The sequence below is a fragment of the Algibacter sp. AS12 genome, from assembly GCF_046736315.1.
GTDB classification, from domain to species: domain Bacteria; phylum Bacteroidota; class Bacteroidia; order Flavobacteriales; family Flavobacteriaceae; genus Algibacter_B; species Algibacter_B amylolyticus.
Genome location: NZ_CP151841.1, coordinates 1,636,064 through 1,661,871, shown reverse-complemented (window position 1 = coordinate 1,661,871; position 25,808 = coordinate 1,636,064). Strand labels below are relative to the sequence as shown.

The window sequence follows — 25,808 nt, the reverse complement described above, 5'->3', positions numbered from 1 at the left end:
GCTTTATGAAAAGAACGATTAAAAAAAGAATCCTACAACCAAGCTCCTCCAAATAAAACGCATATTAACAATAGATTGACACAGTTTAACGGCACAAAACTTCTAAATATTGGTCTATAATATCAAAACATTTAAATTTTGCCCACTACCGTGCTATTTCGAACACTCCTTATATACTAATACAGTTTAAACAGACTTATTTTTCACCAAACGATAGTACGTTTCGTATTCAACACACCTAAACATCCTTAACTAATATATCGTCATTTATATATACAAGAACTTTCTTTTTAACGCTAATATCCATCTCTTCCAAAACATCTTCATAGGATTGTAGCTGCTGCGCATATTTTATATCTTCAGAACCCGTTTTATAATCTATAATTACAGCTTCGTTTTCAGAATTTACAATAACCCTGTCCGGTCTCAAAATAATTCCATCTTTAGTAATAATATCGCGTTCATTATATATGGTATTACTTTTTGTATAAAATGTTTTTAGTTTTGGATGATTAATTATTTGTAAAACAGTGTCTTTAAGCGGTGTAATTTGTTCTTTTTGTATGATTGCACTCTTTATAAAATCATCTATTACAGCATCTACCTCATCTCTAGTTTCAATTTTAGCCATGATGTTATGGATTAAATTCCCCTTTTCAATAGCTTCTTGTTGATTGGTGTCCCATAATAAACCAGATTTTGTAACGACATTAATATTATGGTCTTCTTTGGCTGTTGAAATAAATGACTCTTGACGATAGGTTTTTTTCTTATCTTCAAAAGGTTCCGATACCTTTTTAGGATTTCCAAAGCTATATTCTAATTCCGAATCTTGCCACATACCCAAATGTTGCAGGTAACTAATTAAAAGTCCCGAATACCTATTATTTTTAACCTCGCCTTTTGCAGAAATATCATTAGCTGAAATAATATGCAACTGTTCCACAGGGCGTGTTAATGCCACATATAATAGGTTTATGTTATCTAATTCCTGTTCAGATTGATGTTTGTTAAAAATTCGTAAGCCCTCTTCTGCATAATGCTCAAAATCTTTATTATAGTTTAATAGCGTACTAGAAAAACCATTATATTTTTCTTTATCCAAACTAAACCATTCTTTAGGTTCTACCTCTCTGAAAATATCTAAATCGGCATAAGGGAAAATGACCACCGGAAACTCTAATCCTTTAGATTTATGAATGGTCATAATCTGAACAGCATCCTGACCTTCGGGCGATATAATACTTAAATTATCTTTTTTCTTTTCAAAATAATCCAAAAACCCCGAAACGTCAGAAACTTTTTTCATTGAAAAATCTAAAATAATGTCTAAATAAAACTGGATATAAGCATTGGATGTTTTAACCAAACCAAAAGCTCTTACAATAGTTTCGGCTAAATCGTAAAGTGGACGTTGTAATAACATGTTAGCATCTATAAATACATTGTAAGTCTCGAAACTTTTAAACAACTCATCGGTGGGAATATTAATATGTGCAGTAAAAAAATCGTGTTTCTCTTCTATGTTAAAAAGTGTGGTTAAATAATTTAAAACTTGAATTTTAATGTCGTTGTTTTCTGGCTGAACTAATAGGGCCAAAACATGGTTTATAAAAACAACTTCGGGCGAATTATTAACCAACAAAGTTTCAGAAGAAATTATAGATATTTTTTCCTGACTCAAATAATCGGCAATAGCAACACCTTCTTTTTTCTTTCTAACTAAAACACAAATATCTTTAAGTTTAAAACCATTTTCTAAACATGACTTTATGGTTTTTAAAACTTCTTCCGGAAATTCCTCATCCCTTTTATCTTCTTTATCTAGGTCCAAAAAAGATAACTTAACAAACCCTTCATTTTCACTGGTAATATGCTGTGTAGAATTTTGGTAAAGCCCTTGATGTTCGGCATCATTAAAAAAGGTGCTTGCCAAAAATTTAAACAATCCATTATTAAAATTTACTACCGCTTTAAAACTCCTATAATTTTCTTCTAAATGCTTTACAACTTGCTCTATTTGAAACGGAACATCCTTTTTATTAAACAAATCCATAAACTGTTCTGCCTTACCACCACGCCAGCGGTAAATGGCTTGTTTTGCATCGCCAACCAACATGGTGCTGCCGTTAATTCCAGAAAGTGAGTTATCTAACAAGGGTTTTAAATTTTCCCATTGCATCACCGAGGTGTCCTGAAACTCATCAATAAAATAATACTTAAATTTTTCGCCTAAACGCTCGTAAATAAACGGCGTAGGCTGGTCGGTAATCTCTTTACTAATAATGGCATTAAACTCGGAGATTAGCATTTTATTCTGTTCACCTTTTAATGCAGTTAGCTCAGTATTAATGGCGCTTAAAACGGAAAGCGGTGTTATGTTTCTATAAAAAGCTTTTAAAAACTTTAGATGAAAAACCGCATCTTTTGTTAGATTGAAAGCCATAATTAAATTAGGCTTAATTCCATCCAATATAACTTTAACTTCCTCTAGTGTCTTTGTTTTAGGGTATAATGGATTTTCTTCTAGTTTGGTAATCCAGGAAGTTGAAAAATTAATATCTAAAACAAGCGCTTTTAATTTTAAAAAATAAGTTGGTAAATATGCTCTACTTCCGCCAGTAAAATCAGAATGTTCTACTCCTGTTTCATCTATTAAACCAAGAACACCTTCCGCAGTTTCAACAATTGTTTTTTCTAAATCTACAATCTCAGTTCTCAATTGAGTTTTAAGAACCTTAAAATCCGCTAAAGTTTTATCTTTTAACGTATCAATAAAAGGTAAATCGTTTTCTTTAACTAAAAGTTTAGCAATTTTATTAAAATCGAAAGCCACATCGTAACTCTTATCATCGTCCGCTTTTTCAATAGCAAAATCAACTAGCACCTTTGTAAGCTCAACATCGCTTCCAGCCTTAGCTATCAAACTATCAACCGCTTCATTTAAAAGCGAATCCTGGTCCAGCTCCACTTCAAAATTTAATGGCAATCTTAAATCGTGAGCAAAGGTTCGTATTACTTTATGGGTAAAACCATCAATGGTCGAAATATCAAAAGCTGCATAATTATGTAAAATCGTATTTAATAAATGATCAGATTTTTCTCGAAGTACACTTGGCTCCATCTGCAATTCCTCACAAAGATCCTTAAACATTGGCGTTGGCTCATTTAAAACAGCAGGATTAGAAAACGCCTTTAACATTTCAACTATACGTCCTTTCATTTCGGCAACCGCTTTATTAGTAAACGTAATGGCCAGTATACGTTTAAAAGGCTCCGGATGGTTAGACTTAAAAAGTATTTTTAAATACTCTTTAACCAAGGTATAGGTTTTCCCGCTACCCGCAGAAGCATTATAAATACTAAAAGGATGTGTTTCCTGCATAAAGAATGATTTGTTACAATATAAAAACTATCGATGAGTTGATAACAATTAATTATTTTTTATTGACCTGTTTTATCCGTAAATTTGAATTAAAATAAATATAAATACTAAAAACAAAAAAATTATGGCTTTCGAATTACCGAAATTAGGATATGCTTATGATGCTTTAGAGCCTCATATTGATGCTAGAACCATGGAAATACACCACACTAAGCACCACCAAGGATACACAAACAATTTAAATAACGCCATTGCAGGAACAGATTTAGAAGGAAAATCAATTAACGATATTCTTACAAATTTAGATTTAGATAACGGCGCAGTTAGAAATAACGGTGGTGGATTTTACAACCACTCTTTATTCTGGGATGTTTTAAATCCAGAAGACAGAGGACGCTTATCTGGCGAATTAAAAGACGCTATCGATGCTACTTTTGGTTCTAAAGAAGAGTTTATAGCTGCATTCTCTAAAGCTGCCGGAACACGTTTTGGTTCAGGATGGGCATGGTTATGTGTACATAAAGGTGGTAAATTAGAAATTTGCTCTACACCAAACCAAGACAATCCATTAATGCCAGGAATTGGTTGTGGAGGAACTCCAATTTTAGGATTAGATGTTTGGGAACACGCATACTACCTAAACTACCAAAACCGTCGTCCAGATTACATTAGCGCATTTTTTAATGTAGTTAACTGGAACGAAGTAGAAAAACGTTACGCAGAAGCTAAATAATTCCATTTAGTCTTAAAAATAAATAAGCAAATCTAGAAATAGGTTTGCTTTTTTTTGGCGTTACCACAAGGGTCGGGCTTTACTCTGCAAGTCCTCGCACCTCCTACGTCGGGCTGTGGGCTATCCGTTGCAACCCCTAACGCGGGCATATTTACAAACTTTTAGCCATAAAAAATGCTTTGCTTACCCGTCTGGTTTACAGAAAAGCTACTTTTTTAAAATCTCATTAACATAAATAGTACGATACTTTTCAGGATATTCAATTTGAACGCCATGCGTGCCATTTTCGAACAAAAACCATTTTTTTGATGGCGCAACAAGCGAATCAAAATAAGCCTTAGCAATCTCGGTTTCTGTAAAGTGGTCGTTATCTCCATGCATAAAATAAACAGGTACTTTCAGTTCTGGTACATCACGCAAAAGATTTATATTAAGTGCCGTAGATTGCATTAATTTAGAAGCTGGATAATACGATTCAGGCTTATTTATCATATCTGTAAATTTTTCCTTAAAGGTTAAACCATTATCCATAAACATACCTTTAAGTAATTTAAAACCAGTATCCATTTTTATGGGCGCGTACTTAAACACAATAGCTCTTTCAATTTCTATAGCATCACTAATTTCCATACCCGGTTTATTGGTATATGGCGGCCTTCCTGTTTTTTTTAATTGATTAATAGATACCGTATCGTTACGTTTTTGCGCTTCTGCCATAACAAAATTATAAGATAATATTTCCGACTCTGCTTGCTTAGCACAAATACCGCTACCTATATACGCATGGTACAACTCCGGTTTTTTCTGAACCATAAAAGCAGCTACCGCAGTACCCCACGATAAACCTTCAATATAAATTTTATCCTTTTTAAAAGTTTTCTTTAAGTAATTTGAAACTTCCAAGCCATCATCTACAATTTCATTTAAAGTAATGGATGCATCTGGCACACTATCGTTATACGCGAGACCCGAACCTCTTTGCTCCCAGTAACAAACGGTAAATAGATCTTCCAAATCGACGCCAAAAAGCCTATAAATAACAGGATAAATAGGAGAACCCGGACCACCATGAACTATTAAAAGCACAGGATTATTAACATCTTCCCCTCTAATGGTAACTCTTTGAGACACACCTCGTATTAACATATCTTCGTGCATCGCAATACTATTTGGCAACACCTCACCGTGTTCATCCAAAAAAGGCTCTTCAACTCCCGAACTATTAAATCTAATAATTACTAATAAAATTAAAATAGCTCCGACAATAACTCCCAGCAGAATTAACAACCATTTACCTAGTTTTTTTAACAGCTCCATAATTTCTTGATTTTCTGGTTTAGTTTTCTTGCTAATTTACTAACAACAAAAAATAAACACCTAGTTTTCAATACTTAACGAATATATAGTTTTTCTCCAAAAAATGCCCAACCCAACATTAAAATTCTCTAGTTATAAAATAATAAATATTAAAATCAAATAATCTAGCATGCTCAGGAATTAGTATATTTACGCATGCAAATTCCAAAAGGAAAAAAAATATATTTCGCCTCAGATAATCACTTAGGCGCACCAACCAAAGCGGCTTCTTTTCCTCGCGAAAAAAAGTTTGTAGCTTGGTTAGACGAGGTAAAACACGATGCTGCTGCCATTTTTCTTTTAGGCGATTTATTCGATTTCTGGATGGAGTTTAAAACCGTAATACCAAAAGGCTTTACAAGAACCTTTGGTAAACTTGCCGAAATTAGCGATTCTGGAATTCCCATTTACTATTTTGTGGGTAATCACGACCTTTGGATGAATGGCTATTTTGAAGAAGAACTAAACATACCCGTTTACCATAAACCAAAAGAATTTACCTTTAACAACAAAACCTTTTTAATAGGTCATGGCGATGGTTTAGGCCCAGGAGACAAAGGCTATAAGCGTATGAAAAAAGTGTTTACAAATCCATTTTTTAAATGGCTTTTCCGTTGGTTACATCCAGATTTAGGTGTGCGTATGGCACAATACTTATCGGTAAAAAACAAACTTATTTCTGGCGATGATGATGCTATATTTCTTGGAAAAGAAAACGAATGGCTAGTACAGTATTGCAAACGAAAGTTAGAAGATAAACATCTAGATTTTTTTGTGTTTGGCCACAGACATTTACCTTTAAATATCGACCTTAACGCTACATCCAAATATATTAACCTGGGCGATTGGATTCAGTATTACACCTATGGCGTTTTCGATGGCGAAAACATGGAACTTAAAGAGTACAAGTAAGCTATTTCAATAAAGCTTCAAAGGTTAACAAATCTACTTTACCATCAGGAAACAGTCCGTTTTTTTCTTCAAACGATAAAACCGCATCTCTTGTAATGGTTTTATATAATCCATCAACTGGAATATCAAAACCCTTTTTTACTAGTAGCTTTTGAAGTTCATAAACGAATACACTTTTTTGCCCAATCCTCAACTCAGAGATATTATTATTAAAAAGAGTAATCAATTTACTTTGTGTTTTTTCTTTTTCAAATTCAGCTTGACTGATACCTTCGCTTTCCAACAACCTAATATTAGCATTAGTTAAACCACTATCTTTTAAAGTTTTAGACTTCACTAATTGATCTTCATAAAACTTTACAGCACCTAGTTTATCTGTATATTTAGAAATAGCAGCTAACTCCTCTTCATCATCACTATCCGAGTTTCTTACATCTATTCCATTAGCGCTCCATTGCGTAATTACATATCCATTTAAGTCTTCAATAGACTTGTAATAATTGAACAAAAACGACCTATCATGGTAATTTAAATCAATATTTTTATTTCTAACATACTCATATTCTGGTGGCGTAAAACGCTTGTATTCCTTATAGGTATTGTAACCTATAGCCCACACAATAATAACCAGTAAAAATATGATAATTTGTTTCATTTTTTATCATCGTTTTTTTTTGCTAGTGTAAATATAATTAAAGAAAATGACTATTTCGAAGTTTTATTTTCCTTCATATCAGCAGTTAAATCTAAATCTCGTAGTACAGGGTTTTTAATTCCAATGGCAATAACAGTAATCAAGGTCATGGTCCCTCCAAAAACTACAGCAGCTACGGGACCCAATATTTTAGCGGCTACACCACTTTCAACAGCTCCCAATTCATTAGAAGACCCAACAAACATAGAATTAACCGAAGATACTCGACCACGCATATCATCAGGCGTTTTTAACTGCAATATAGTTTGACGAATTATCATAGAAATACCATCGGCTGCACCACTAATAAATAACATTAAAACGCTTACCCAAAATACAGACGAAAGGCCAAAACCAATCATACTTAAGCCAAATATAAAAATTGAAACAAGCAATTTTTTACCTGTATTTTTGCTTATAGGAATGTAGGTAGTAACAAACATGGTTATAATACTTCCTAAAGATATTGATGCATTTAAAATACCCAAACCTTGGCTTCCAACCTCTAAAACATCTTGCGCAAAAATTACTAATATGGCAACAGTACCTCCAAATAACACCGCAATCATATCCAAAGTTAAAGCGCCTAGTATCGCTTTGTTATGAAACACAAATAAAACACCAGCCTTTAAACTTTCTTTTACCGATTCCCCAATTTTCTTATTTAAAATAGGTTTCTTTTTTATTAAAAAAGTTAAGAAGAAAGCAATAATTACTAAAACAAACACAACACATAAGGTACTTGGTACTCCCATCCAACCAATAAAAAAACCACCAAAAAGCGCACCTAAAACGGCAGCAGTTTTCCAGGTGCTTGTACTCCAAGTAGCCGCATTAGGGTATATTTTTTTAGGAACAATTAAAGCAATCAAAGAAAAGATAATGGGGCCAAAAAACGAACGCATAAAACCGCCAAAAAACACAAGTGCATAAATTGAATATAAAATACGATTTGTGGACCAACTAGTAATTACCATATTGGTTGTCAATAAAAAAAGACCTAAACTAATTAGAGAAAAAGCAGCTATACAAAGTGCTAAAAGATTTCGTTTCTCTTTTTGATCTACTATATGACCAGAAAATGGTGCCATAAAAAAAGCAGGAATAAACTCGCAAGCTCCTATTAAGGCTAAACTCCAAGGGTCTTTTGTTAAGCTATATACTTGCCACTCTATTACAATAAATTGCATAGACCAACCAAAAACCAAAAACAATCGAAGCAATAAAAATATATTAAACTCCTTTATGCGCAGTGCCGCATACGGGTCGGTTTTAGCCATAATTAAGTTTTAAAATCTATTACTTTTGCTTCTTAATATCCCTTAACTTTAGCTGTAAACTAATGTTACCGTTCCATTCGTTTTCATCAATAGAGTAAGCAGCACGAAATAATTTACCGTCGGAAATTTTATTTATTTTTTTACCCAATCCAAAACCAATACAAACTATTTTAGTTGCCGATTCTGGCTGCGTTGCCGTTAAACGTAAATGTGTTTTATCTGCTCCAACACACTTACCATAGCCGGTATCCATTACATTTTCACTTAAAAAAACCGGAGTCATATTACTAGGACCAAAAGGCGCAAACTGCTTTAAAATTCTATGAAATTTAGGTGTAATATCATCTAAATCAATTTGAGCATCAATTTTAATTTCAGGAGTCAATAAATCTCTATCTATGGTTTTAGAAACCTCATCCTCAAAAGCTTTTTTAAAGGCTTCATAATTTTCTGGTTCTAGTGTTAAACCTGCAGCATATTTATGTCCTCCAAATTGCTCAATATGTTCCTTACAATTTCCTAAAGCATTATAAATATCAAATCCTTTTACCGATCGTGCAGAGGCTGCCAATTTATTTCCGCTTTTTGTAAAGACTAGCGTTGGTCTATAATATGTTTCTATTAATCGAGAAGCCACAATACCAATAACGCCTTTATGCCAATCTTCATTAAAAACAACAGTAGTAAGGCGGTTCTGTTCTTTTTGTTCTTCAATTTGATTAAGAGCTTCTTCTGTAATTCGTTTATCCGTTTCACGTCTATCTAAATTATACTCATTAATTTCGGCGGCGTACTTTTTAGCCATATCTGGCTCTTCTTCAGATAATAATGTTACCGCATAATTACCATGTTTCATGCGTCCTGCAGCATTAATTCTAGGCGCTACAATAAACACAACATCGGTAATAGTTAAGGTGGTTTTTTCTACTTGATCTAAAATGGCTTTTATACCAGACCTAGGGTTTGTATTTATTACTATCAAGCCAAAATAAGCCAAAACTCTATTCTCTCCATCAATAGGAACAATATCTGCTCCAATTGCTGTAGCTACCAAATCTAAATACTCAGTTAAATCTTCTGCAGTTTTACCTTCTTTAGACGCTAAGGCTTGAATTAACTTAAAACCCACACCGCATCCACACAGCTCTTTAAAAGGGTAGTTACAATCCTCTCTTTTAGGATCTAATACAGCTGCTGCGTCTGGAATTTCATCTCCTGGCCTATGGTGATCGCAAATAATAAAATCGATACCAAGTGTTTTGGCATGCGCTACTTTATCAACAGATTTTATACCACAATCTAAAGCTATAATTAGCGAAAAATCATTCTCTAAAGCAAAATTTATTCCTTTATACGAAATACCATAACCTTCATCATACCTATTAGGAATATATGTATAAACTAAATTATGTTTCGTTTTTAAATATGAAGACATTAAGGCTACAGACGTGGTGCCATCCACATCGTAATCGCCATAAACTAAAATATTTTCTTTATTAGCAATAGCTTTTTCAATACGCGCAACAGCCCTATCCATATCTTTCATTAAGAATGGATCGTGTAAATCTTCTAAACTTGGTCTGAAAAAACGCTTAGCATCCTCATAATTATCAACACCTCTATGAACTAATAACTTTGCAGTAATAGCATCTACCTGAAGTGCCTCTTGCAAAGCTTCAACTTTTTCTTTTGGAGGTTCTGTTTTTAATGTCCAGCGCATTGAGAGATTGCAATTTTGTTGTAAAAAGTAAACTTTATTGGTTCCTTTTTATGCTTTATGAAAATGTGTTTCTATGGTTAGTTCTGCGAATTGACGAAACATTTCCATAACGCCACAATATTTTTCAATGGATAAATCTACTGCGCGTTGTAGCTTTTTCTCGTTTAAATTATTCCCATAAAAATGAAAATGCATGGCTACTTTATCATAATACTTTGGGTGCTCATCGGTTAAATTTGCTTCGGTTTCAATTTTAAATGTATCAACCTCTAGCTTCATTTTTTTAATTAATGCTGCAACATCCAAACCAGAACAACCAGCTAATCCCGATAGCATTAAAGCTTTTGGACGGTATCCCTCGCTTTTGCCTCCGTTTTCCTCTCCTGCATCAATAAATAAATTATGTCCTGATGGGTTTGTACTTTCAAACCTCATATCTCCTAACCATGTTGTGGTAACCTCAACTGCCATTTTTAAACTGTTTTTTTTGTTTTATGTAAGTATCAAAAATACTACATAAAAACCTAAAACAATAATCTAAGCTTTTAAATTCATGTTTTACAAGAATCCAAAGAATTGTAAAATACCAATCCGTTTATCATAAGCTTTTAAATAAAATTTAACAAAAAGCACTAGGTTTAATAATTATCGCGAAGACTTTCTAAAATAAGCTGCATTTGTTTTTTAACCTCTATAGATGATGTTTTGTAATGATTATTCATAAAACTAAATATTAAAGTTTCGCCAGAATGAGTTATTAAGTATCCGCTTAAGGAGTAATTGTTACCTACAGTTCCTGACTTCGCATAAATATACGGTTCGCTAACTCCCGAATAATAACGTTTTAGGGTTCCTGACGCTCCACCAACGGGAAATAAGTTAAACAAGCGCGCTCTAGGTAATGCTTTATATAATTTTGTTAGCACTTGCACAAAGGATGTTGGCGTGAATAAATTATACCTACTTAAACCAGAGCCATCTACCCACCTAGGCTGTTGTTTTAAATCTTTTAATTGATTATTTAATATAGTATCGCGAATTCTACGAGAACTTAAAGTGTCAGAAAGCACAGAAGAAGCCATAATTAACATCTGTTCTGCTAAAAAATTATCACTTACAACCATCATACGTTTATATAAAGAATCTGCAGGAACGCTGTAAGCTATTTTATTCAGTTGTTTTCCCGAAAATTTAGAAACCTCAACTTTATTAGGCAGTAAATCTTGCCAAAATTTAGTTATCAATTCGTCATTTAAAACCATAGGTACCTCAATAGTATCTTTCCTTTTGGGATTATAATAAAACGCATTAGCGTTATAAGCTCTTCGCTTCTTTGCTTCGGTAAGTTGAATGTTATTTTTTAATAACCTTGGTTCACTTTGCAAGCTATATTGATTACTTATGGTTAGCACATTTCCGTACATAGGAAAACTGCTTCTTTCTGGACTAAAATACGTGTCGTAATCTTCCCAAGCCCAACCAGGACCAAATTTATCATCATCTAAATTATCTAAAATTAGGTTTACCTTTTTATACGGTTTTGCCAATTTTAATGCCGTACTATCTTTAAAAAAAGGATGTAAAAATGCAGGATTTCCAACACCTTGAATAGTTATGGTATCATTATCTACCTCATATTTAAAAGCAGGAAGTTGCTCTGGTAAAAATTGCAATGCTGTAAACAACGTAAATATTTTAGTATTGCTGGCCGGTGTAAAATATTTATCAGCATTATACTTATAAATGGTGTCGTGGTTTTTAGGATTATAAACTAACAGTCCGGTAAATTGATTGTTATAAAATGGCGATTCAAATTGTTTTGTAATGCTTTTTTTTATCGCTGCAGATTTACAACTAAATAAAAATCCGCCTACCAAAATCGCTAGTACACTAAATTTAAAATTTCTCATAAACGAACAATTTAAACCATCTTCTTTAAACGCGAAATTAAGAATTTACCTGTAAATTAATGCAATTTAACATTTTTGGTAAATTATATTCATCAAAAATACATTATACAAATAATACTTTAACAAATATTGAAAAACAATAAAAAAACAATATATTTGAATGACTAACAATTCAAACTCTATTTTATGAAGAAAAAAGCAACCCTCTCTTTTCTTGTCTTTTTTACAGCTACATGCAGTTTTTTGTTTGCGCAAAACATAACTGTTAGTGGTCAAGTAACGGATGCTTCTAGCGTACCGTTGCCTGGTGTAAATATTCAAGTAAAAGGAACAAGTAACGGAACATCAACTGATTTTGATGGATATTATAAAATTTCCGCAAAACAAGATGATGTATTACTGTTTTCTTTTTTAGGTTTTAAAACCAAAGAAGCAACAGTAACAGGAACCACATTAAATATTAACCTAGAAGAAAGCACAGATATACTTGGCGAAGTTATTGTTACCGCTTTTGGTATTGAACAGAAAGAAAAATCTCTTGGATATTCTGTAACACAGGTTAAAACAGAAGACCTTAACTTAACAGGACAAAACGATGCTATGACTGCCTTACAAGGTCGTGTGGCGGGTTTACAAATTTCTCAAACTTCGGGAACTCCTGGCGGTGGTGTAGATATTTTAATTAGAGGCATGTCTTCTATGAATCCTAATCAAAACAATCAACCTTTAATTGTCGTCGATGGTGTTTCCATTAATAACGATACATTTTCTGGTAATATTCTACCAACTTCTGGAACAAACTCTGCGGGCTCCGACTCTCAGTTTTCATTTTCGAACAGAGCAACTGATATAAACCCAGACGATATAGAAAGCTATAACATTTTAAAAGGAGCTGCAGCAACAGCACTATATGGTGTTAGAGCAGCAAATGGAGCAATAATAATCACCACTAAAAAAGGAAAATTAGGGAAGCCTAAAATAGGTTTTTCTGCTAGCACAACATTTAATAATGTTAAAACTACACCAGGTATCCAATCTACTTTCAGAGAAGGACGATATGGAGCACCTTACAGAACATACACTCCAGAAACAGACACTGGATTTACTGTAACAGGCGTTGGTAATTATAATGGGCCAATGACTTGGGGTGTGCGTTACACAGACGATTCTTACACACATACCGATAACACCGTTATAGACTTAAGCAATGACCGCTTTTACAGCCCTTACGATTTATTTGATACCGGTATTTCACACACCGAGAATTTTAATATTTCTGGTGCAGATGAAAAGTTTGATTACTACATGTCGTTAGGAAACACATCATCAGACGGAACTTTACCTAACTCTGAGTTTGGCAGAATTTCTTCAAGATTTAAAGCAGGGTACCAAGTAACCGATAACTTTAAAATTGGAGCAACTGTTAATTATTCAAACTCGAGCTCTACTAAAGCCACTGGTGGCGACAAATCTGTAATGAGTGCCTTAGGATGGTGGTCGCCTACATTTCCTATTAACGATTATTTAAATCCAGACGGATCGCATCGCGCCCTGTTTCCTGGATTTATTGATAACCCAAGATATAACGCTTATATAAGCGCATTAACAGAAGATACAGATCGTTGGGTTGGTAATATAAACCTAAACTGGAATCCGAAAGATTGGATAAACGTTAATTATACAGGGCAAATTGATAACTTTACAACACTTATAAATAGGTTTGTTCCTGCCGATTTAGATGGTGGCTCTGGAGTAAACGGTTATATTGTCGATCAAAATTATATTTTCAAAGGTTTAGAATCCAATTTACTTGTAACACTTTCTCACGATTTTTCCGATAAAGTAAGCAGTTCACTTTTATTAGGGCAGTCTATTTTAGACAATAAAAGAACAAGCTACAGAATGTACGGGCAAAGTTTAAACCTCCCTTATTTTAATCATATTAGTAACATTCAAGAGAACCAATCGATATCTAATTTTGTTACTCAAAAACGCCTTGTTGGATTTTTTGGAGAACTTAAATTAAGTTATGATGATAAACTCTTTTTATCTCTAACGGGCCGAAACGATAACGATTCAACTTTACCAACAGACAACAACTCTTATTTCTATCCATCGGCAAGTTTAGCTTACGATATGAAAGATGTATTTGGCAATAATAGCGTGGTTTCTTTTGGTAAAATTAGAGCATCTTATGCAGAGGTTGGTAACGGAACCACTTTTGGACAAGTTGGCTTTTTTAATTACCCCGACCCAAATTTTCCTTGGGCAGGCACAGGTGGTTATGTTGCCGATAGATATGTTGGCGCTCCAGATTTAAAACCGGAGCGCACTAAAGGTTACGAGTTAGGTTTAGATTTCCGTTTTCTTAAAAACCGTATTAGGTTAGATTATGCATATTACAACTCAAAAGTGTACGATGCTATTTTCCCTGTAGGAACAGCACCATCAACTGGTATTATTCAATTTACCAGAAACGCAGGTATTTATCAAACATTTGGACATGAGTTGTTAATTAGTGGTGATATTATTAAAAATAATGACTTAAAATGGGAAATGATTTTCAACTTCGGAACCAATAACGGGGAAGTTGTTGAGTTACCTGAAGAAATTCCTTTTTTAGATTTTGTAGACGATGTTACCGGAGCACGTATTTATTTACAACCACAAGAAGGCGATAAAATAGGAACATTGTACGGCTATAAGTGGAAACGCGTAGATGGTGAAATTTTAATTGACGACGCCGGCTTACCCGAAACTAACTTTGATGAAAAAGTAATAGTTGGAAATGTTACTCCAGATTTTGTAGCATCTTTAGGATCTAACATTAATTACAAAGGTTTTGGTTTAAACTTTTTGTTTGAATGGAAAAAAGGAGGCGACAAATATACTTGGCAACGTTACCAAATGAATAGAGCAGGAACCTCTGAATACACTATGCAATACAGAGAAAATGACACCTATGTGTTTGATGGTGTAATGGAAGACCCAGCAAATCCAGGAACGTATATTGAAAATAATACTGAAGTAGATTTTTCAGTTAGTTCGGCAACAGGGTATCAGTTTTTTAACTTTACCTCTCTAGGAAGACGTAATGCCGAAGTACTTCTACAAGATGCATCATGGGTTAAACTAAGAAACGTAGGTCTAACCTACAGCCTTGGCTCTAATGTATTAGACAAGTTGAAATTAGAAAGCGTAAAACTATCGGCTAACTTAAGCAATGTGCTAATATGGACACCTTTTGATGGTTTCGATCCAGAAGGAAGCGATTATGGCGCAGGAAGTAACAAATATGGTTTTACAGGTAGAGGCATACCGCTAACGGAAAACTATTCGTTTGGTGTTACAATTGGATTTTAAAAAAAGAACTATGAAAAAATATATAAAATACTTTCTATTTATAACAATGATCTCCAGTTTTTCTGGCTGTGATGATTATTTGGATGTTAACACACCATCTGACGCTGTCCCTTTAGACAACCTTAGCATGAAGGACATTTTAGGGCCAACACTGTTTAATACAATTTATGGGTATTACTATGCAGAATTATCATTATGTAACTATACGCAGTATTATGCTGGATACGGTACTGCTCCGGTGGTAGAATCTTTTAATAGTAGCACATGGAGCAATATTTACACAAAGGTATTACCAAATATTGAAAACTTAAAAGAAAAGGCAATCGCACAAGATGCTCCGCATTTTTTAGCCGTTGCTAAAATTATCACAGCAATGAATTTAAGCTTTGCAGTAGACAATTGGGATAACGTGCCTTATACACAAGCTGGTAAACCTTTTGAATTCCCTGCGCCTAAATTTGATGATGGCGAAGTTGTATACAATGACATGATTACCTTATTGGACGAAGCAATATCAGCACTTTCAGGAGCTTCAAACCCTAAGTTTAATTTAGAATCAGGTGACCTTGTCTATAAAGGAGATGTATCAAAATGGATACGTTTAGCGTACACATTTAAAGCACGTATGCAATTACACATGATAAAAAATGGAGGTGTAACAGCAAGCGATGTTCTAAGCTCAATTAACAATGGGTTTACCTCAAACTCTGATAATTTTATACTCACTTATCCAGAAGGTGAACTTAATCCGTATTACGCCACTAATGTGCAAGCCAGAGCAACTTCAAATTATTTCCGAGCTCCAAACGATCAATTAGTAAGCATGCTAAATGGTACAACTTATCCTTTTGAAAGTGGGGCCGTAGAAGTTGACCCACGATTACCAGCTATGTTTGTAAAGGAAATTGGGGTAGATGTTCCTGCACCTGATACTGATCCTTGGCGTGGCTTTTTAAACGGAGGAACAGGACAATCTTCCGATGGCGAAGCTGCAAACACTTACTATAAAGATGGCGGATATTACACCAAAGCAAGCGCACCACTAGAAGTATTAACTTATGCTGAAGCCATGTTTATTAAAGCGGAAGCGGCATTTTTAGCAAACGGAGGCACCACAACCAGTGCTGGCGCGACTTCGGAAGCTTACAACGCCTACCTTGCTGGAATTGAAGGTAGTATGGAACAAATAGGTGTAGATGGTGCCGATTATTTGGTAGACACAGCCGTAGCTGTTGGCGAAGGTGGCCTAATGCTAAACCATATTATGAAGGAAAAATATATTGCAAACATTCATAACACAGAAACTTGGAATGATTTTAGACGCTATAATTTCTCTGCCGATGTTTTTAAAGGCTTAGAACTACGTTTGGAAGAGGATAATTCTGATGATGAATTTGCAGGCGAATGGATTAGACGAGTTTCTTATCCAACATCAGAATTAGACGCTAATTTTGACGAGGTTAAAGCAAACGAAAAAAGCCCAATTACACCTATTTGGTGGGCTGAATAAGCTTAAATATCCATAATAAAAAAGCCGAATAGAAAATAATCTATTCGGCTTTTTTTTGTTCAATTTTGAGCGTGTTTTAAAATGAGGCTACATGCCATTTAAAACGTTGCATAGCTTAAAAACATCAGTTTCAGTATGTCCTGCACTTATAACAATGCGACTCATCATAGGCGAGTTTATATCTGGGTACCTAAAACTTGTTACTATTATACCATTGCTTTCTAGGTAATCATTAAGATCTTCATCTATAAAACTAAAAGCAGGATGGCCTTCCATGTATTGAAATTTATTAAGCGAATTCAAGTGTTTTTTAAAAAACGTTGTGTTATATTCTAGTTGTTTTCGCTTGGTCTTATAAATCTCTTCAGCATGAATTAAAGTAGCCAAATTTGCAGGAGAGGCAGGACTAGAGCCTCCAAAAAAGGCTGTACTTTCTAAAGAAGAGATTCTGCTTTTAGAACCAAAAATAGCACCAGCCTGAACACAGAACCCTTTTCCTAAAGAGCCACAAACTATAAGTTCCTTTGGGTTTAAATCTTTAATGGTTTTATAAACACCGCCACCGTGCTCTCCAATAACACCTAAACCATGCGAATCATCAACTACCAAAACAAGTTCTGAAAGCGGTAAGGATTTCAAGCCTTCAAAATCAGGAAAGTTATTTCCTGAAAATTCTATAGCGTCTAAAAACACAACTGGTGTTTCGCTTGTTTTTTGTTTTAAATGAACATGTAATGCTTCTTTTAAAGTTTGATACGTTGAAAACGATTGGCTTTTGCTTGATGATAAACTTAACGCCGAATGTGTATTTGGTGCATAAAAAAACGCATATTTTTCAGTGTTCAAACCATGAGCCACAAGTTGCCCCGCTAAATACCCCGAAGACATGCTAATACAGGCTTCGCTTCCTACTAGTTGAGATAAATAGGCTTCAGTTTCATCATAAATAGAAATACGAATATTTGATTTACGCGAGGCACCATAATTAGTGCCGTACTTTTTAATATTCTTAATAAATATATTTTGAAAATCAACATCAGTTTGCAAACCTAAATAGGCAGTGCCACCAAAATAAAGATAGTTTTCATTTTGGATTGAAATATGATTTCCCGGAAATGAATTTAAATAATATGCCATTACTTTAAAGTTATACCACTGCCGCCTAAAGTTGGAAACATCACCTTTGCATCTGGCCGAATAATAACGCCATTTGCAATATCTTCTTTTAGTAAAAGTGCTCCGTCCATATCAACATAATCTAGTTGAGGTAACAGTTGCGCAATAGCCGAAATACCAACGGTAGACTCCGTCATGCAACCCACCATCACTTTTACTCCCATGGCTTTACCTTTTTTAATCATGCGTAAAGCCGGTGTTAATCCGCCGCATTTAGTGAGTTTTATATTAATACCGCTAAAATGATTTCCGCAAGCCTCCACATCACTTTCAACAATACAACTTTCATCTGCAATAACGGGTAAAACAGCATGTTTCATTACTTCTTTCATGCCTTCCCAATCGCTTGCTTTTAAAGGCTGCTCCAAAAACTCGACTCCTAAGTCTTTTAAAAGTGGCGCATTCCTAATGGTTTCTTCTGCTGTCCACGCACAATTAGCATCAATTCTAAACACAGCGTCACTATGTCTTCTAAGCGCTTTTACAATACTAACATCGTCGTCTGTACCTAATTTTATTTTATAAATTGGCCAAGGGGTTTCTTGCATTTTAGCCACCATCTCGTCTATACTAGCAATACCAATCGTGTAATTTGTAGTAGGAAAGCTATCCAGATTTGTTCCCCAAATACTATAAAGTGGTTGGTTTTGGAGCTTTCCATATAAATCATGAGCTGCCAAATCTAAAGCACAAATAGAAAAGTTAGTTAATCCTTTTTCAACTAAAAAAGCATGAAAAACATCGGGTGTTGTAAAGTCGAAATCTTCAATATCTTTTAAAATGGCATTAATTTCCAACATCATGCTTTCAACCGTAATGTTGTAATATGGGTTTGAAGTAGCTTCTCCATAACCTGTTTTTCCGTTTAAAGAAAGACAAACAATTAAACTGGGTTGTACATCGTGAGACTCGCGAGAAATTGTAAAAGTATGCCTTAACTTTAGTTCGTATGGCTTTAAAATAACCTCCATAAATTTCTTTTTTATTAGATGTGAAGTTAATAAAATTATACCTTTGAGAATAACGAAAACTTAAATATATGCCACTAGTAACACCACTTTCTGCCGACCATGATTTAGAAACTAAAAAACTAGCCGAATTTTTTAATGAAACCTTAGGTTTTTGTCCCAATTCGGTATTAACCATGCAACGCAGACCCGCCATAAGTAAAGCATTTATAAACCTAAATATGGCTGTTATGGCTAACGAAGGAAAAGTTACTTCTGCCCTAAAACGTATGATTGCTTGGGTGTCTAGCAACGCTACTAGTTGCAGGTATTGTCAAGCGCACGCTATAAGAGCTGCAGAACGTTACGGCGCAGAACAAGAACAACTCGATAATATCTGGGAATACCGAACGCACCCTGCTTTTAACGAAGCCGAACGTGCTGCCTTAGATTTTAGTTTGGCCTCAAGCCAAGTACCGAACGCTGTTGATGAAACCATTAAACAACGGTTGCATCAATATTGGGATGAAGGCGAAATAGTTGAAATGCTTGGTGTTATTTCTTTATTTGGCTACTTAAACCGTTGGAATGACTCCATGGGTACATCTATTGAAAGTGGCGCTGTTGAAAGTGGCGAGCAGTATTTAGGAAAACATGGTTGGGAAAAAGGGAAGCACATCTAATTCCTGCGAAAGCAGGAATCTCATGATAGGCGTTATTTGTTTCAATTTAGAATCAACAATTTTTTAACCCTTTCCCTCAACACCGGCAAAACCTCAACCTCAAACCAAGGATTTTTAGTTAACCAAAACCTGTTTCTAGGCGAAGGATGCGGCAACGGCAAATATTTGGGCAGGTAGTCTTGAAAATTATCTACAGTTTCTGTCAAGGTTTTTTTAGCCCTTTTGCCTAAGTAATATTTTTGAGCATACATACCAATTAAAATAACGAGTTCTACATTTTTAAGCTCGTTAAGTATTGGTTTATGCCATTGTGGTGCACATTCTGGTCGCGGTGGTAAATCGCCCGTTTTTCCTTTTCCAGGATAACAAAACCCCATAGGAATTATGGCGAACTTGGTTGCATCATAAAAATCTTTAGTTGAAACATTAAGCCATTTACGCAATTGTTTACCACTAGCATCGTCCCAAGGAATTCCCGAAGCATGCACTTTGGTTCCGGGAGCTTGACCAATAATTACAATTTTAGACTCTGGGTGCGCAGAAACCACAGGTCGTGGGCCTAAAGCTAAATGCTCTGCACAAATAGTACATTGTTTTATATTATCGAGTAAATCTTGCATTTAGCTTTAGCTCCTAGAACTCATCAAAAATTCTAATTGTAAGTTTTATTTTTCGGTTAACGGATTTCCTTCAAAACTTAAACCATTAAAACCGGTATTCATAAAATTTCTAATGTTTTGGTGTCCCGTTCCATTAGGGTCTTTTAAAACCTCATCAAAATAATACTGCCCAAAACAAGCTAATGTTTCGTCTTTAGAAAAGCCTTGTGCTTTAGCAAAAGCAAATAATTTACAAGAGCCCGAATTTTGCCCTTCGGCATTTTCTAGAGTTCCGTTTTTAAATGCTGTAGGCTCAAATTTGTAATTTTCTTCAATAACGCTCATGGTTTCGGTAAACACTATGGCAGTTGGGTCTTCTTTTAGTTTCTTCTTGAACGATTCTAAATTCATTGTAATACTTTAATTCTATTTAACTTTTCCTCCAACAATAACAACAATTTCGCCTTTTGGAGGTTTATTGGTATAATATTCTAATACTTCTTTGGCTGTACCTCGAATGGTTTCTTCAAATAGTTTTGTTAATTCTCTCGAAACCGATACTTGTCTTTCTTCTCCAAAATACTCGCAAAAATGCCCTAAGGTTTTTACTAGTTTATGCGGACTTTCGTAAAAAATCATAGTTCTAGTTTCTTCTGCCAAAAGCAATAGCCGTGTTTGTCGGCCTTTTTTAGCAGGTAAAAAACCTTCAAATACAAACTTATCGTTTGGTAATCCAGAATTTACCAATGCCGGCACAAATGCTGTGGCTCCGGGTAAACAATCTACCTCTATACCGTTTTCAATACAGGCACGCGATAATAAAAACCCGGGATCTGAAATGGCTGGTGTTCCCGCATCGCTAATTAGCGCCACCGAAGTTCCGCTCTTTAATTTATGAATAATACTTTCAACCGTTTTATGCTCATTGTGCATGTGGTGCGATTGCATGTGAGTTGAAATTTCGAAGTGTTTTAAAAGTTTTCCTGAGGTTCTGGTGTCTTCGGCTAGAATTAAATCGACATCTTTTAGAACTTCAAGCGCCCTTAACGTGATGTCTTTTAAATTTCCAATGGGTGTTGGAACTATATATAGTTTACTCATGTGTTAGTGATTGAAATGGTTAGCTTTTGGCGAGGCGCGCATCGAGCCAAAACTATGAATGAAAAGCACGACCGCGCTTTTTCTGCGCGGTAACACCCAAATATTAATTAAACTTTGCTTCTATGATCTGCATAAAACGCTCTTCGAACTCCTCTTTTCCTTCCCAATTATTATAATCTGGTTTAACCATTTGCACAATAAAGTTTTTAGCATTTTCATAGGTTACAAATGTATTTAATTGCGACAAAACACGATCGTAATCTTCACTTTTACCATCAAATAAGTGTTTAATAAATGCAATTTTATCGTTTAACCCAATGTTTAACCCGCCAACTTTAAGCTTATCATTCAAGGATTTTTTACCGTTAGGTGGCACTCCGTTTTGTGAATTAGAAACAGGCTCAAAAACAGGAATGTCTCCAAAGCCCGCAGTAATATCTTCTATGTTTTGTTGTTTTTCTGGTGTTTTAGGCACAAAGATATCCTCTTCGGCTGCCGCATTAGGTTGTTCTGCCTCTTCAGTTTCTTCTGGCATAAAAGCAACCATATCTCTAATTTTATTCATTACAGGCTCCATAATATCATCCTCTTCAACAGTATCAAGGTTTACATAAATTTTATCTTCAACCTCTATATTATCGCTTACTTTATTGTTGAAAGCCGTGTCTAACATACCGAAAAAGGACGAATCGTTGCCAATGGTTGGCAAATCGCCTTCAAAATTTTCATGTGCAAATTTCATGACCGAAAGCTTCTCATAAAGTGCAGAAACCTCAGCATGCATTTTTAAAACATCTTCTTTTCCTTTTAATTTAAGAATCCTGTGTGCTATACTAACGAGTTCAGATTCAACCTTCTTCTTCATTGTTTATAAATTTTAAATTATTGCACTTTAGCCTTTTGTTTTTTTAATAAATTTACGTCACCTTTATACAAATGATAATCGACTACGAATTAGTGTTAAAATTACGAAATGTTTCTTGAAAATACAGTAAATCATAAAGAACAATTTGGATGGATAGAAGTAATCTGCGGCTCTATGTTTTCTGGAAAAACCGAAGAACTTATTCGTAGACTTAAACGGGCTCAATTTGCAAGGCAAAAAGTAGAGATCTTTAAACCTGCTATTGATGTCCGCTATGATGAAGAAATGGTGGTCTCACACGACGCCAACGAAATACGCTCTACACCTGTGCCTGCAGCAGCCAACATTCCTATTTTGGCCGATGGTTGCGATGTTGTTGGCATTGATGAAGCCCAATTTTTTGATGATGAAATTGTACGTGTTTGCAACGACTTAGCCAATAAAGGCATTCGTGTTATTGTGGCTGGCTTAGATATGGATTTTAAAGGCAACCCATTTGGCCCAATGCCTAATTTAATGGCTACTGCCGAGTATGTTACTAAAGTACATGCCGTTTGTACTAGGACTGGCAATTTAGCCCAGTATAGCTACAGAAAAAATCAAAATGAAAATCTTGTTTTACTAGGCGAGGTTAATGAGTACGAGCCTTTAAGTAGAGCAGCATATTACAAAGCCATGCTACGCGAAAAGGTAAAAAACATGAAGGTTAATGAGGTTGAAGAAGTAAGCACTAAACCAAAAAACTCCAATGCCTAAAGCACAAGAAACGGTGCTTGAAATAAATTTAAAAGCGCTAAAACATAACTTTGAACACCTAAAATCTAAGCTACAACCTAGCACCAAATTTTTAGCAGTTGTTAAAGCGTTTGCATATGGTAGTGATGCCTGCGAAATAGCCAATTATTTACAAGGTTTAAATGCAGACTATTTTGCTGTAGCTTATATTAACGAGGGTATTACCCTGCGAAATGCTGGCATAACAAAACCTATTTTAGTACTGCACCCGCAATCTGTAAACTTTAAAGCCTTATTAGATTATAACTTAGAGCCTAGTTTATATAACACCAAAATTTTAAATGAATTTATAGCGTTCGCTTCCGCAGAAAAGCAAACAAATTTCCCAATTCATATAAAATTTAATACAGGATTAAACCGCTTAGGGTTTTCAGAACCTGAAGTTAACTCTATAGTTACTAAAGTTAAAGAAACGGAGGCAGTACATGTTACATCGCTATTTTCTCATTTGGCTGCTAGCGAAGATTTAAACGAAAAAGAATTCTCTTTAAACCAAATACAAACCTTTAAAACCATTGCTGAAGGGTTTACAAAAAAGATAGGTTACCAACCTATACTGCATATGTGTAATACTTCGGGCATACTAAATTACCCCGAGGCGCATTTTGATATGGTTAGAAGCGGTATTGGATTATATGGCTTTGGCAATTCTGTAAAAGAAAACCAGCACCTAACGCCAATTGCCACTTTAAAAACTATTATTTCTCAAATTCATACCATTAATAAAGGCGACTCGGTGGGCTATAATAGGGCGTATAAAAGTGAAGGTGTTTTAAAAACAGCTACGCTGCCCATTGGTCATGCCGATGGTATTGGAAGGCCTTACGGTAACGAAAAGGGTTTTGTAAGCATAAATGGACAAAAAGCACCTATTATAGGTAATGTTTGTATGGACATGATTATGGTTAATATAACTGATATTGAATGCAATGAGGGCGACGAAGTCATTATTTTTGGTAAACACGCCACTGCAGAAAATCTAGCTACTAGCGCAAGCACCATCTCTTACGAACTTATTACCGCTATATCGCAAAGAATAAAACGTCTAATTATAAATTAATCAAATAGAAGATTAAACATATTGTGACTTTTTATGTAAATTGTGTCCTATTAATACTAACTAAAAATTTAAAATTATGTTAAAAGAGTTTAAAGATTTTATCATGACGGGTAACGTTGTGGAATTTGCAGTTGCTGTAATAATGGCGGGAGCTATTGGAGGCGTTGTAAAAGGATTTGTCGATAATATTATCATGCCAATTGTAGGTCACTTCTCTGGCGGAATGGATTTTGCAGAATTAAAAATAGTTCTTGATGAGGCTGTTGTTAATGCAGAAGGTGTTGTAACATCACCAGAAAACGCTATTATGTGGGGATCTTGGATTAACACCATAGTAAACTTAATTATTGTTGGTTTCGTTATGTTCATGATTGTTAAAGCTTATAACAAAACTAAAAAACCTGTTGAAGAGGCACCTGCTGAACCAGCTGGACCTTCTCAAGAAGAGTTATTAGCAGAAATAAGAGATTTACTAAAAAAATAACAAAATGTTAATTAAATAACAACCTGTTATTTCTTGTTAAAAAGCCCTCGTTTTAATAAAATGAGGGCTTTTTTTATATTCTAAAATAGAATAAATAGTTAGTTTTGTCCACACAAATTTTTTAAAATCTATAAAACGATGAGAGTAGCTGTAGTAGGTGCCACTGGAATGGTTGGCGAAGTAATGTTAAAAGTTCTTGCAGAACGTAATTTCCCTGTAACAGAGTTAATTCCTGTTGCTTCAGAACGTTCGGTTGGAAAAACATTAACCTATAAAGGAAAAGATTATACGGTAGTTGGATTAGAAACAGCCGTTTCTATGAAACCAGATATCGCTCTATTTTCTGCAGGTGGAGATACCTCATTAGAATGGGCTCCTAAATTTGCAGAAGTAGGAACAACAGTAGTCGATAATTCTTCGGCTTGGAGAATGGACCCAACTAAAAAATTAGTAGTTCCAGAAATTAACGCTCACGAATTAACTAAAGAAGACAAAATTATTGCCAACCCTAATTGTTCTACAATTCAATTAGTTATGGCGTTAAACCCGCTTCATAAAAAATATAAAATGAAACGCGTTGTGGTATCTACTTACCAATCGGTTTCTGGTACAGGTGTTAAGGCTGTGCGTCAATTAGAAAATGAAATTGCTGGTATTGAAGGCGAAATGGCATATCCTTACCCAATTGGAAGAAATGCATTACCGCATTGTGATGTTTTTCAAGACAACGGATACACTAAAGAGGAAATGAAATTAGCTAGAGAACCTCAAAAAATTATGAACGATAGATCGTTTTCTATTTCGGCAACTGCCGTTAGAATTCCTACCGCAGGTGGACACTCGGAATCTGTTAATGTTGAGTTTGAAAATGATTTCGATTTAGCTGAAGTAAGACAACTATTAAGTGACACTCCAGGTGTTGTAGTGCAAGATAATACAGCAACTAACACCTACCCAATGCCTATTTTTGCTCACGATAAAGATGAAGTTTTTGTGGGTAGAATACGAAGAGACGAAACGCAACCCAACTCATTAAACATGTGGATTGTTGCCGATAACCTTCGTAAAGGTGCTGCAACAAACACCATTCAAATTGCAGAATATTTAATTGAAAACAAACTAGTATAATATACTTTATCAACTAAACAAACCAATTTTAGCCTCTTTAATTAACGTAAAGAGGCTTTTTTATTATAGCTTTGTAGTAAAAAGCATACTTCTCCCTATATAATCAT

The 25,808-nt window shown here is 34.8% G+C and carries 22 protein-coding genes; 9 read left to right on the top strand and 13 right to left on the bottom strand.

Going from position 1 to position 25,808, the window contains the following annotated elements:
• Positions 1-238 precede the first annotated feature (238 nt).
• On the bottom strand, positions 239-3,385 hold the full coding sequence (locus AAFN75_RS06950; protein WP_411808876.1) for a UvrD-helicase domain-containing protein: 3,147 nt from the start codon (positions 3,383-3,385) through the stop codon (positions 239-241).
• Between the two features lie 124 nt (positions 3,386-3,509).
• Here AAFN75_RS06950 and AAFN75_RS06945 point away from each other — a divergent pair, with 124 nt between their 5' ends.
• Complete coding sequence (locus AAFN75_RS06945; protein WP_411808875.1) at positions 3,510-4,118, top strand: superoxide dismutase; 609 nt, start codon at positions 3,510-3,512, stop codon at positions 4,116-4,118.
• Between the two features lie 207 nt (positions 4,119-4,325).
• Here AAFN75_RS06945 and AAFN75_RS06940 read toward each other — a convergent pair whose 3' ends face one another.
• Entirely contained in the window at positions 4,326-5,435 is a 1,110-nt protein-coding gene (locus tag AAFN75_RS06940) for an alpha/beta fold hydrolase (RefSeq protein WP_411808874.1), read from the bottom strand.
• 195 nt (positions 5,436-5,630) lie between these two features.
• Between AAFN75_RS06940 and AAFN75_RS06935 the strand changes: the two genes are divergently transcribed.
• Positions 5,631-6,386: a UDP-2,3-diacylglucosamine diphosphatase gene (locus AAFN75_RS06935; RefSeq protein ID WP_411808873.1), complete on the top strand. Its 756-nt coding sequence runs from the start codon at positions 5,631-5,633 to the stop codon at positions 6,384-6,386.
• Between the two features lies 1 nt (position 6,387).
• Here AAFN75_RS06935 and AAFN75_RS06930 read toward each other — a convergent pair whose 3' ends face one another.
• The 5 genes from AAFN75_RS06930 to AAFN75_RS06910 all read right to left on the bottom strand — a co-directional run bounded on the left by AAFN75_RS06930 (position 6,388) and on the right by AAFN75_RS06910 (position 11,990).
• A complete protein-coding gene (locus tag AAFN75_RS06930) occupies positions 6,388-7,041 on the bottom strand; it encodes a peptidoglycan-binding domain-containing protein (RefSeq protein WP_411808872.1) in 654 nt (217 codons plus the stop codon).
• Between the two features lie 50 nt (positions 7,042-7,091).
• Entirely contained in the window at positions 7,092-8,360 is a 1,269-nt protein-coding gene (locus AAFN75_RS06925; protein ID WP_411808871.1) for an MFS transporter, read from the bottom strand.
• A gap of 19 nt (positions 8,361-8,379) precedes the next feature.
• A complete protein-coding gene (recJ, locus tag AAFN75_RS06920) occupies positions 8,380-10,080 on the bottom strand; it encodes a single-stranded-DNA-specific exonuclease RecJ (RefSeq protein ID WP_411808870.1) in 1,701 nt (566 codons plus the stop codon).
• A gap of 48 nt (positions 10,081-10,128) precedes the next feature.
• Positions 10,129-10,551 (bottom strand): OsmC family protein, encoded by a 423-nt coding sequence (locus tag AAFN75_RS06915; protein ID WP_144114870.1) that lies wholly within the window; start codon positions 10,549-10,551, stop codon positions 10,129-10,131.
• A 167-nt stretch (positions 10,552-10,718) separates the two neighbouring features.
• The gene (locus AAFN75_RS06910) at positions 10,719-11,990 is read right to left on the bottom strand and encodes a D-alanyl-D-alanine carboxypeptidase/D-alanyl-D-alanine-endopeptidase (RefSeq protein WP_411808869.1); all 1,272 of its coding nucleotides are present in this window, start codon (positions 11,988-11,990) and stop codon (positions 10,719-10,721) included.
• A 186-nt stretch (positions 11,991-12,176) separates the two neighbouring features.
• On the opposite strand from AAFN75_RS06910, the gene AAFN75_RS06905 reads away from it, so the two are divergent.
• A complete protein-coding gene (locus AAFN75_RS06905; RefSeq protein WP_411808868.1) occupies positions 12,177-15,353 on the top strand; it encodes a SusC/RagA family TonB-linked outer membrane protein in 3,177 nt (1,058 codons plus the stop codon).
• A 10-nt stretch (positions 15,354-15,363) separates the two neighbouring features.
• Complete coding sequence (locus AAFN75_RS06900) at positions 15,364-16,863, top strand: SusD/RagB family nutrient-binding outer membrane lipoprotein (RefSeq protein WP_411808867.1); 1,500 nt, start codon at positions 15,364-15,366, stop codon at positions 16,861-16,863.
• Positions 16,864-16,950: 87 nt separating this feature from the next.
• Here AAFN75_RS06900 and AAFN75_RS06895 read toward each other — a convergent pair whose 3' ends face one another.
• Together AAFN75_RS06895 and AAFN75_RS06890 are read right to left on the bottom strand one after the other, a co-directional pair.
• Entirely contained in the window at positions 16,951-18,000 is a 1,050-nt protein-coding gene (locus AAFN75_RS06895; protein ID WP_411808866.1) for a pyridoxal phosphate-dependent aminotransferase family protein, read from the bottom strand.
• Positions 18,000-19,010 carry a dipeptide epimerase gene (locus tag AAFN75_RS06890; RefSeq protein ID WP_411808865.1) on the bottom strand — a complete coding sequence of 337 codons (1,011 nt, stop codon included), beginning with the start codon at positions 19,008-19,010 and terminating at the stop codon, positions 18,000-18,002. The genes AAFN75_RS06895 and AAFN75_RS06890 overlap by 1 nt, the downstream gene beginning before the upstream one ends.
• Positions 19,011-19,078: 68 nt before the next feature.
• Here AAFN75_RS06890 and AAFN75_RS06885 point away from each other — a divergent pair, with 68 nt between their 5' ends.
• On the top strand, positions 19,079-19,669 hold the full coding sequence (locus tag AAFN75_RS06885; RefSeq protein WP_411808863.1) for a carboxymuconolactone decarboxylase family protein: 591 nt from the start codon (positions 19,079-19,081) through the stop codon (positions 19,667-19,669).
• 41 nt (positions 19,670-19,710) lie between these two features.
• On the opposite strand, the gene AAFN75_RS06880 is transcribed toward AAFN75_RS06885, so the two are convergent.
• The 4 genes from AAFN75_RS06880 to AAFN75_RS06865 form a co-directional block, all read right to left on the bottom strand.
• Entirely contained in the window at positions 19,711-20,289 is a 579-nt protein-coding gene (locus AAFN75_RS06880; RefSeq protein WP_411808862.1) for a uracil-DNA glycosylase family protein, read from the bottom strand.
• Between the two features lie 45 nt (positions 20,290-20,334).
• Complete coding sequence (locus tag AAFN75_RS06875; RefSeq protein ID WP_411808861.1) at positions 20,335-20,679, bottom strand: HopJ type III effector protein; 345 nt, start codon at positions 20,677-20,679, stop codon at positions 20,335-20,337.
• A 15-nt stretch (positions 20,680-20,694) separates the two neighbouring features.
• Positions 20,695-21,369 carry a 16S rRNA (cytidine(1402)-2'-O)-methyltransferase gene (rsmI, locus tag AAFN75_RS06870; RefSeq protein ID WP_411808860.1) on the bottom strand — a complete coding sequence of 225 codons (675 nt, stop codon included), beginning with the start codon at positions 21,367-21,369 and terminating at the stop codon, positions 20,695-20,697.
• Positions 21,370-21,472: 103 nt separating this feature from the next.
• The gene (locus tag AAFN75_RS06865; protein WP_411808858.1) at positions 21,473-22,234 is read right to left on the bottom strand and encodes a hypothetical protein; all 762 of its coding nucleotides are present in this window, start codon (positions 22,232-22,234) and stop codon (positions 21,473-21,475) included.
• Positions 22,235-22,342: 108 nt separating this feature from the next.
• On the opposite strand from AAFN75_RS06865, the gene AAFN75_RS06860 reads away from it, so the two are divergent.
• From AAFN75_RS06860 to AAFN75_RS06845, 4 genes are all read left to right on the top strand, one after another.
• Positions 22,343-22,990, top strand: a complete 648-nt coding sequence (locus AAFN75_RS06860) for a thymidine kinase (protein WP_411808857.1) — start codon at positions 22,343-22,345, stop codon at positions 22,988-22,990.
• Complete coding sequence (alr, locus tag AAFN75_RS06855; RefSeq protein ID WP_411808856.1) at positions 22,983-24,089, top strand: alanine racemase; 1,107 nt, start codon at positions 22,983-22,985, stop codon at positions 24,087-24,089. The genes AAFN75_RS06860 and alr overlap by 8 nt, the downstream gene beginning before the upstream one ends.
• Positions 24,090-24,165: 76 nt before the next feature.
• A complete protein-coding gene (mscL, locus tag AAFN75_RS06850) occupies positions 24,166-24,573 on the top strand; it encodes a large conductance mechanosensitive channel protein MscL (protein ID WP_411808855.1) in 408 nt (135 codons plus the stop codon).
• A 138-nt stretch (positions 24,574-24,711) separates the two neighbouring features.
• On the top strand, positions 24,712-25,701 hold the full coding sequence (locus tag AAFN75_RS06845; RefSeq protein ID WP_411808854.1) for an aspartate-semialdehyde dehydrogenase: 990 nt from the start codon (positions 24,712-24,714) through the stop codon (positions 25,699-25,701).
• The last annotated feature ends 107 nt before the right edge of the window (positions 25,702-25,808 follow it).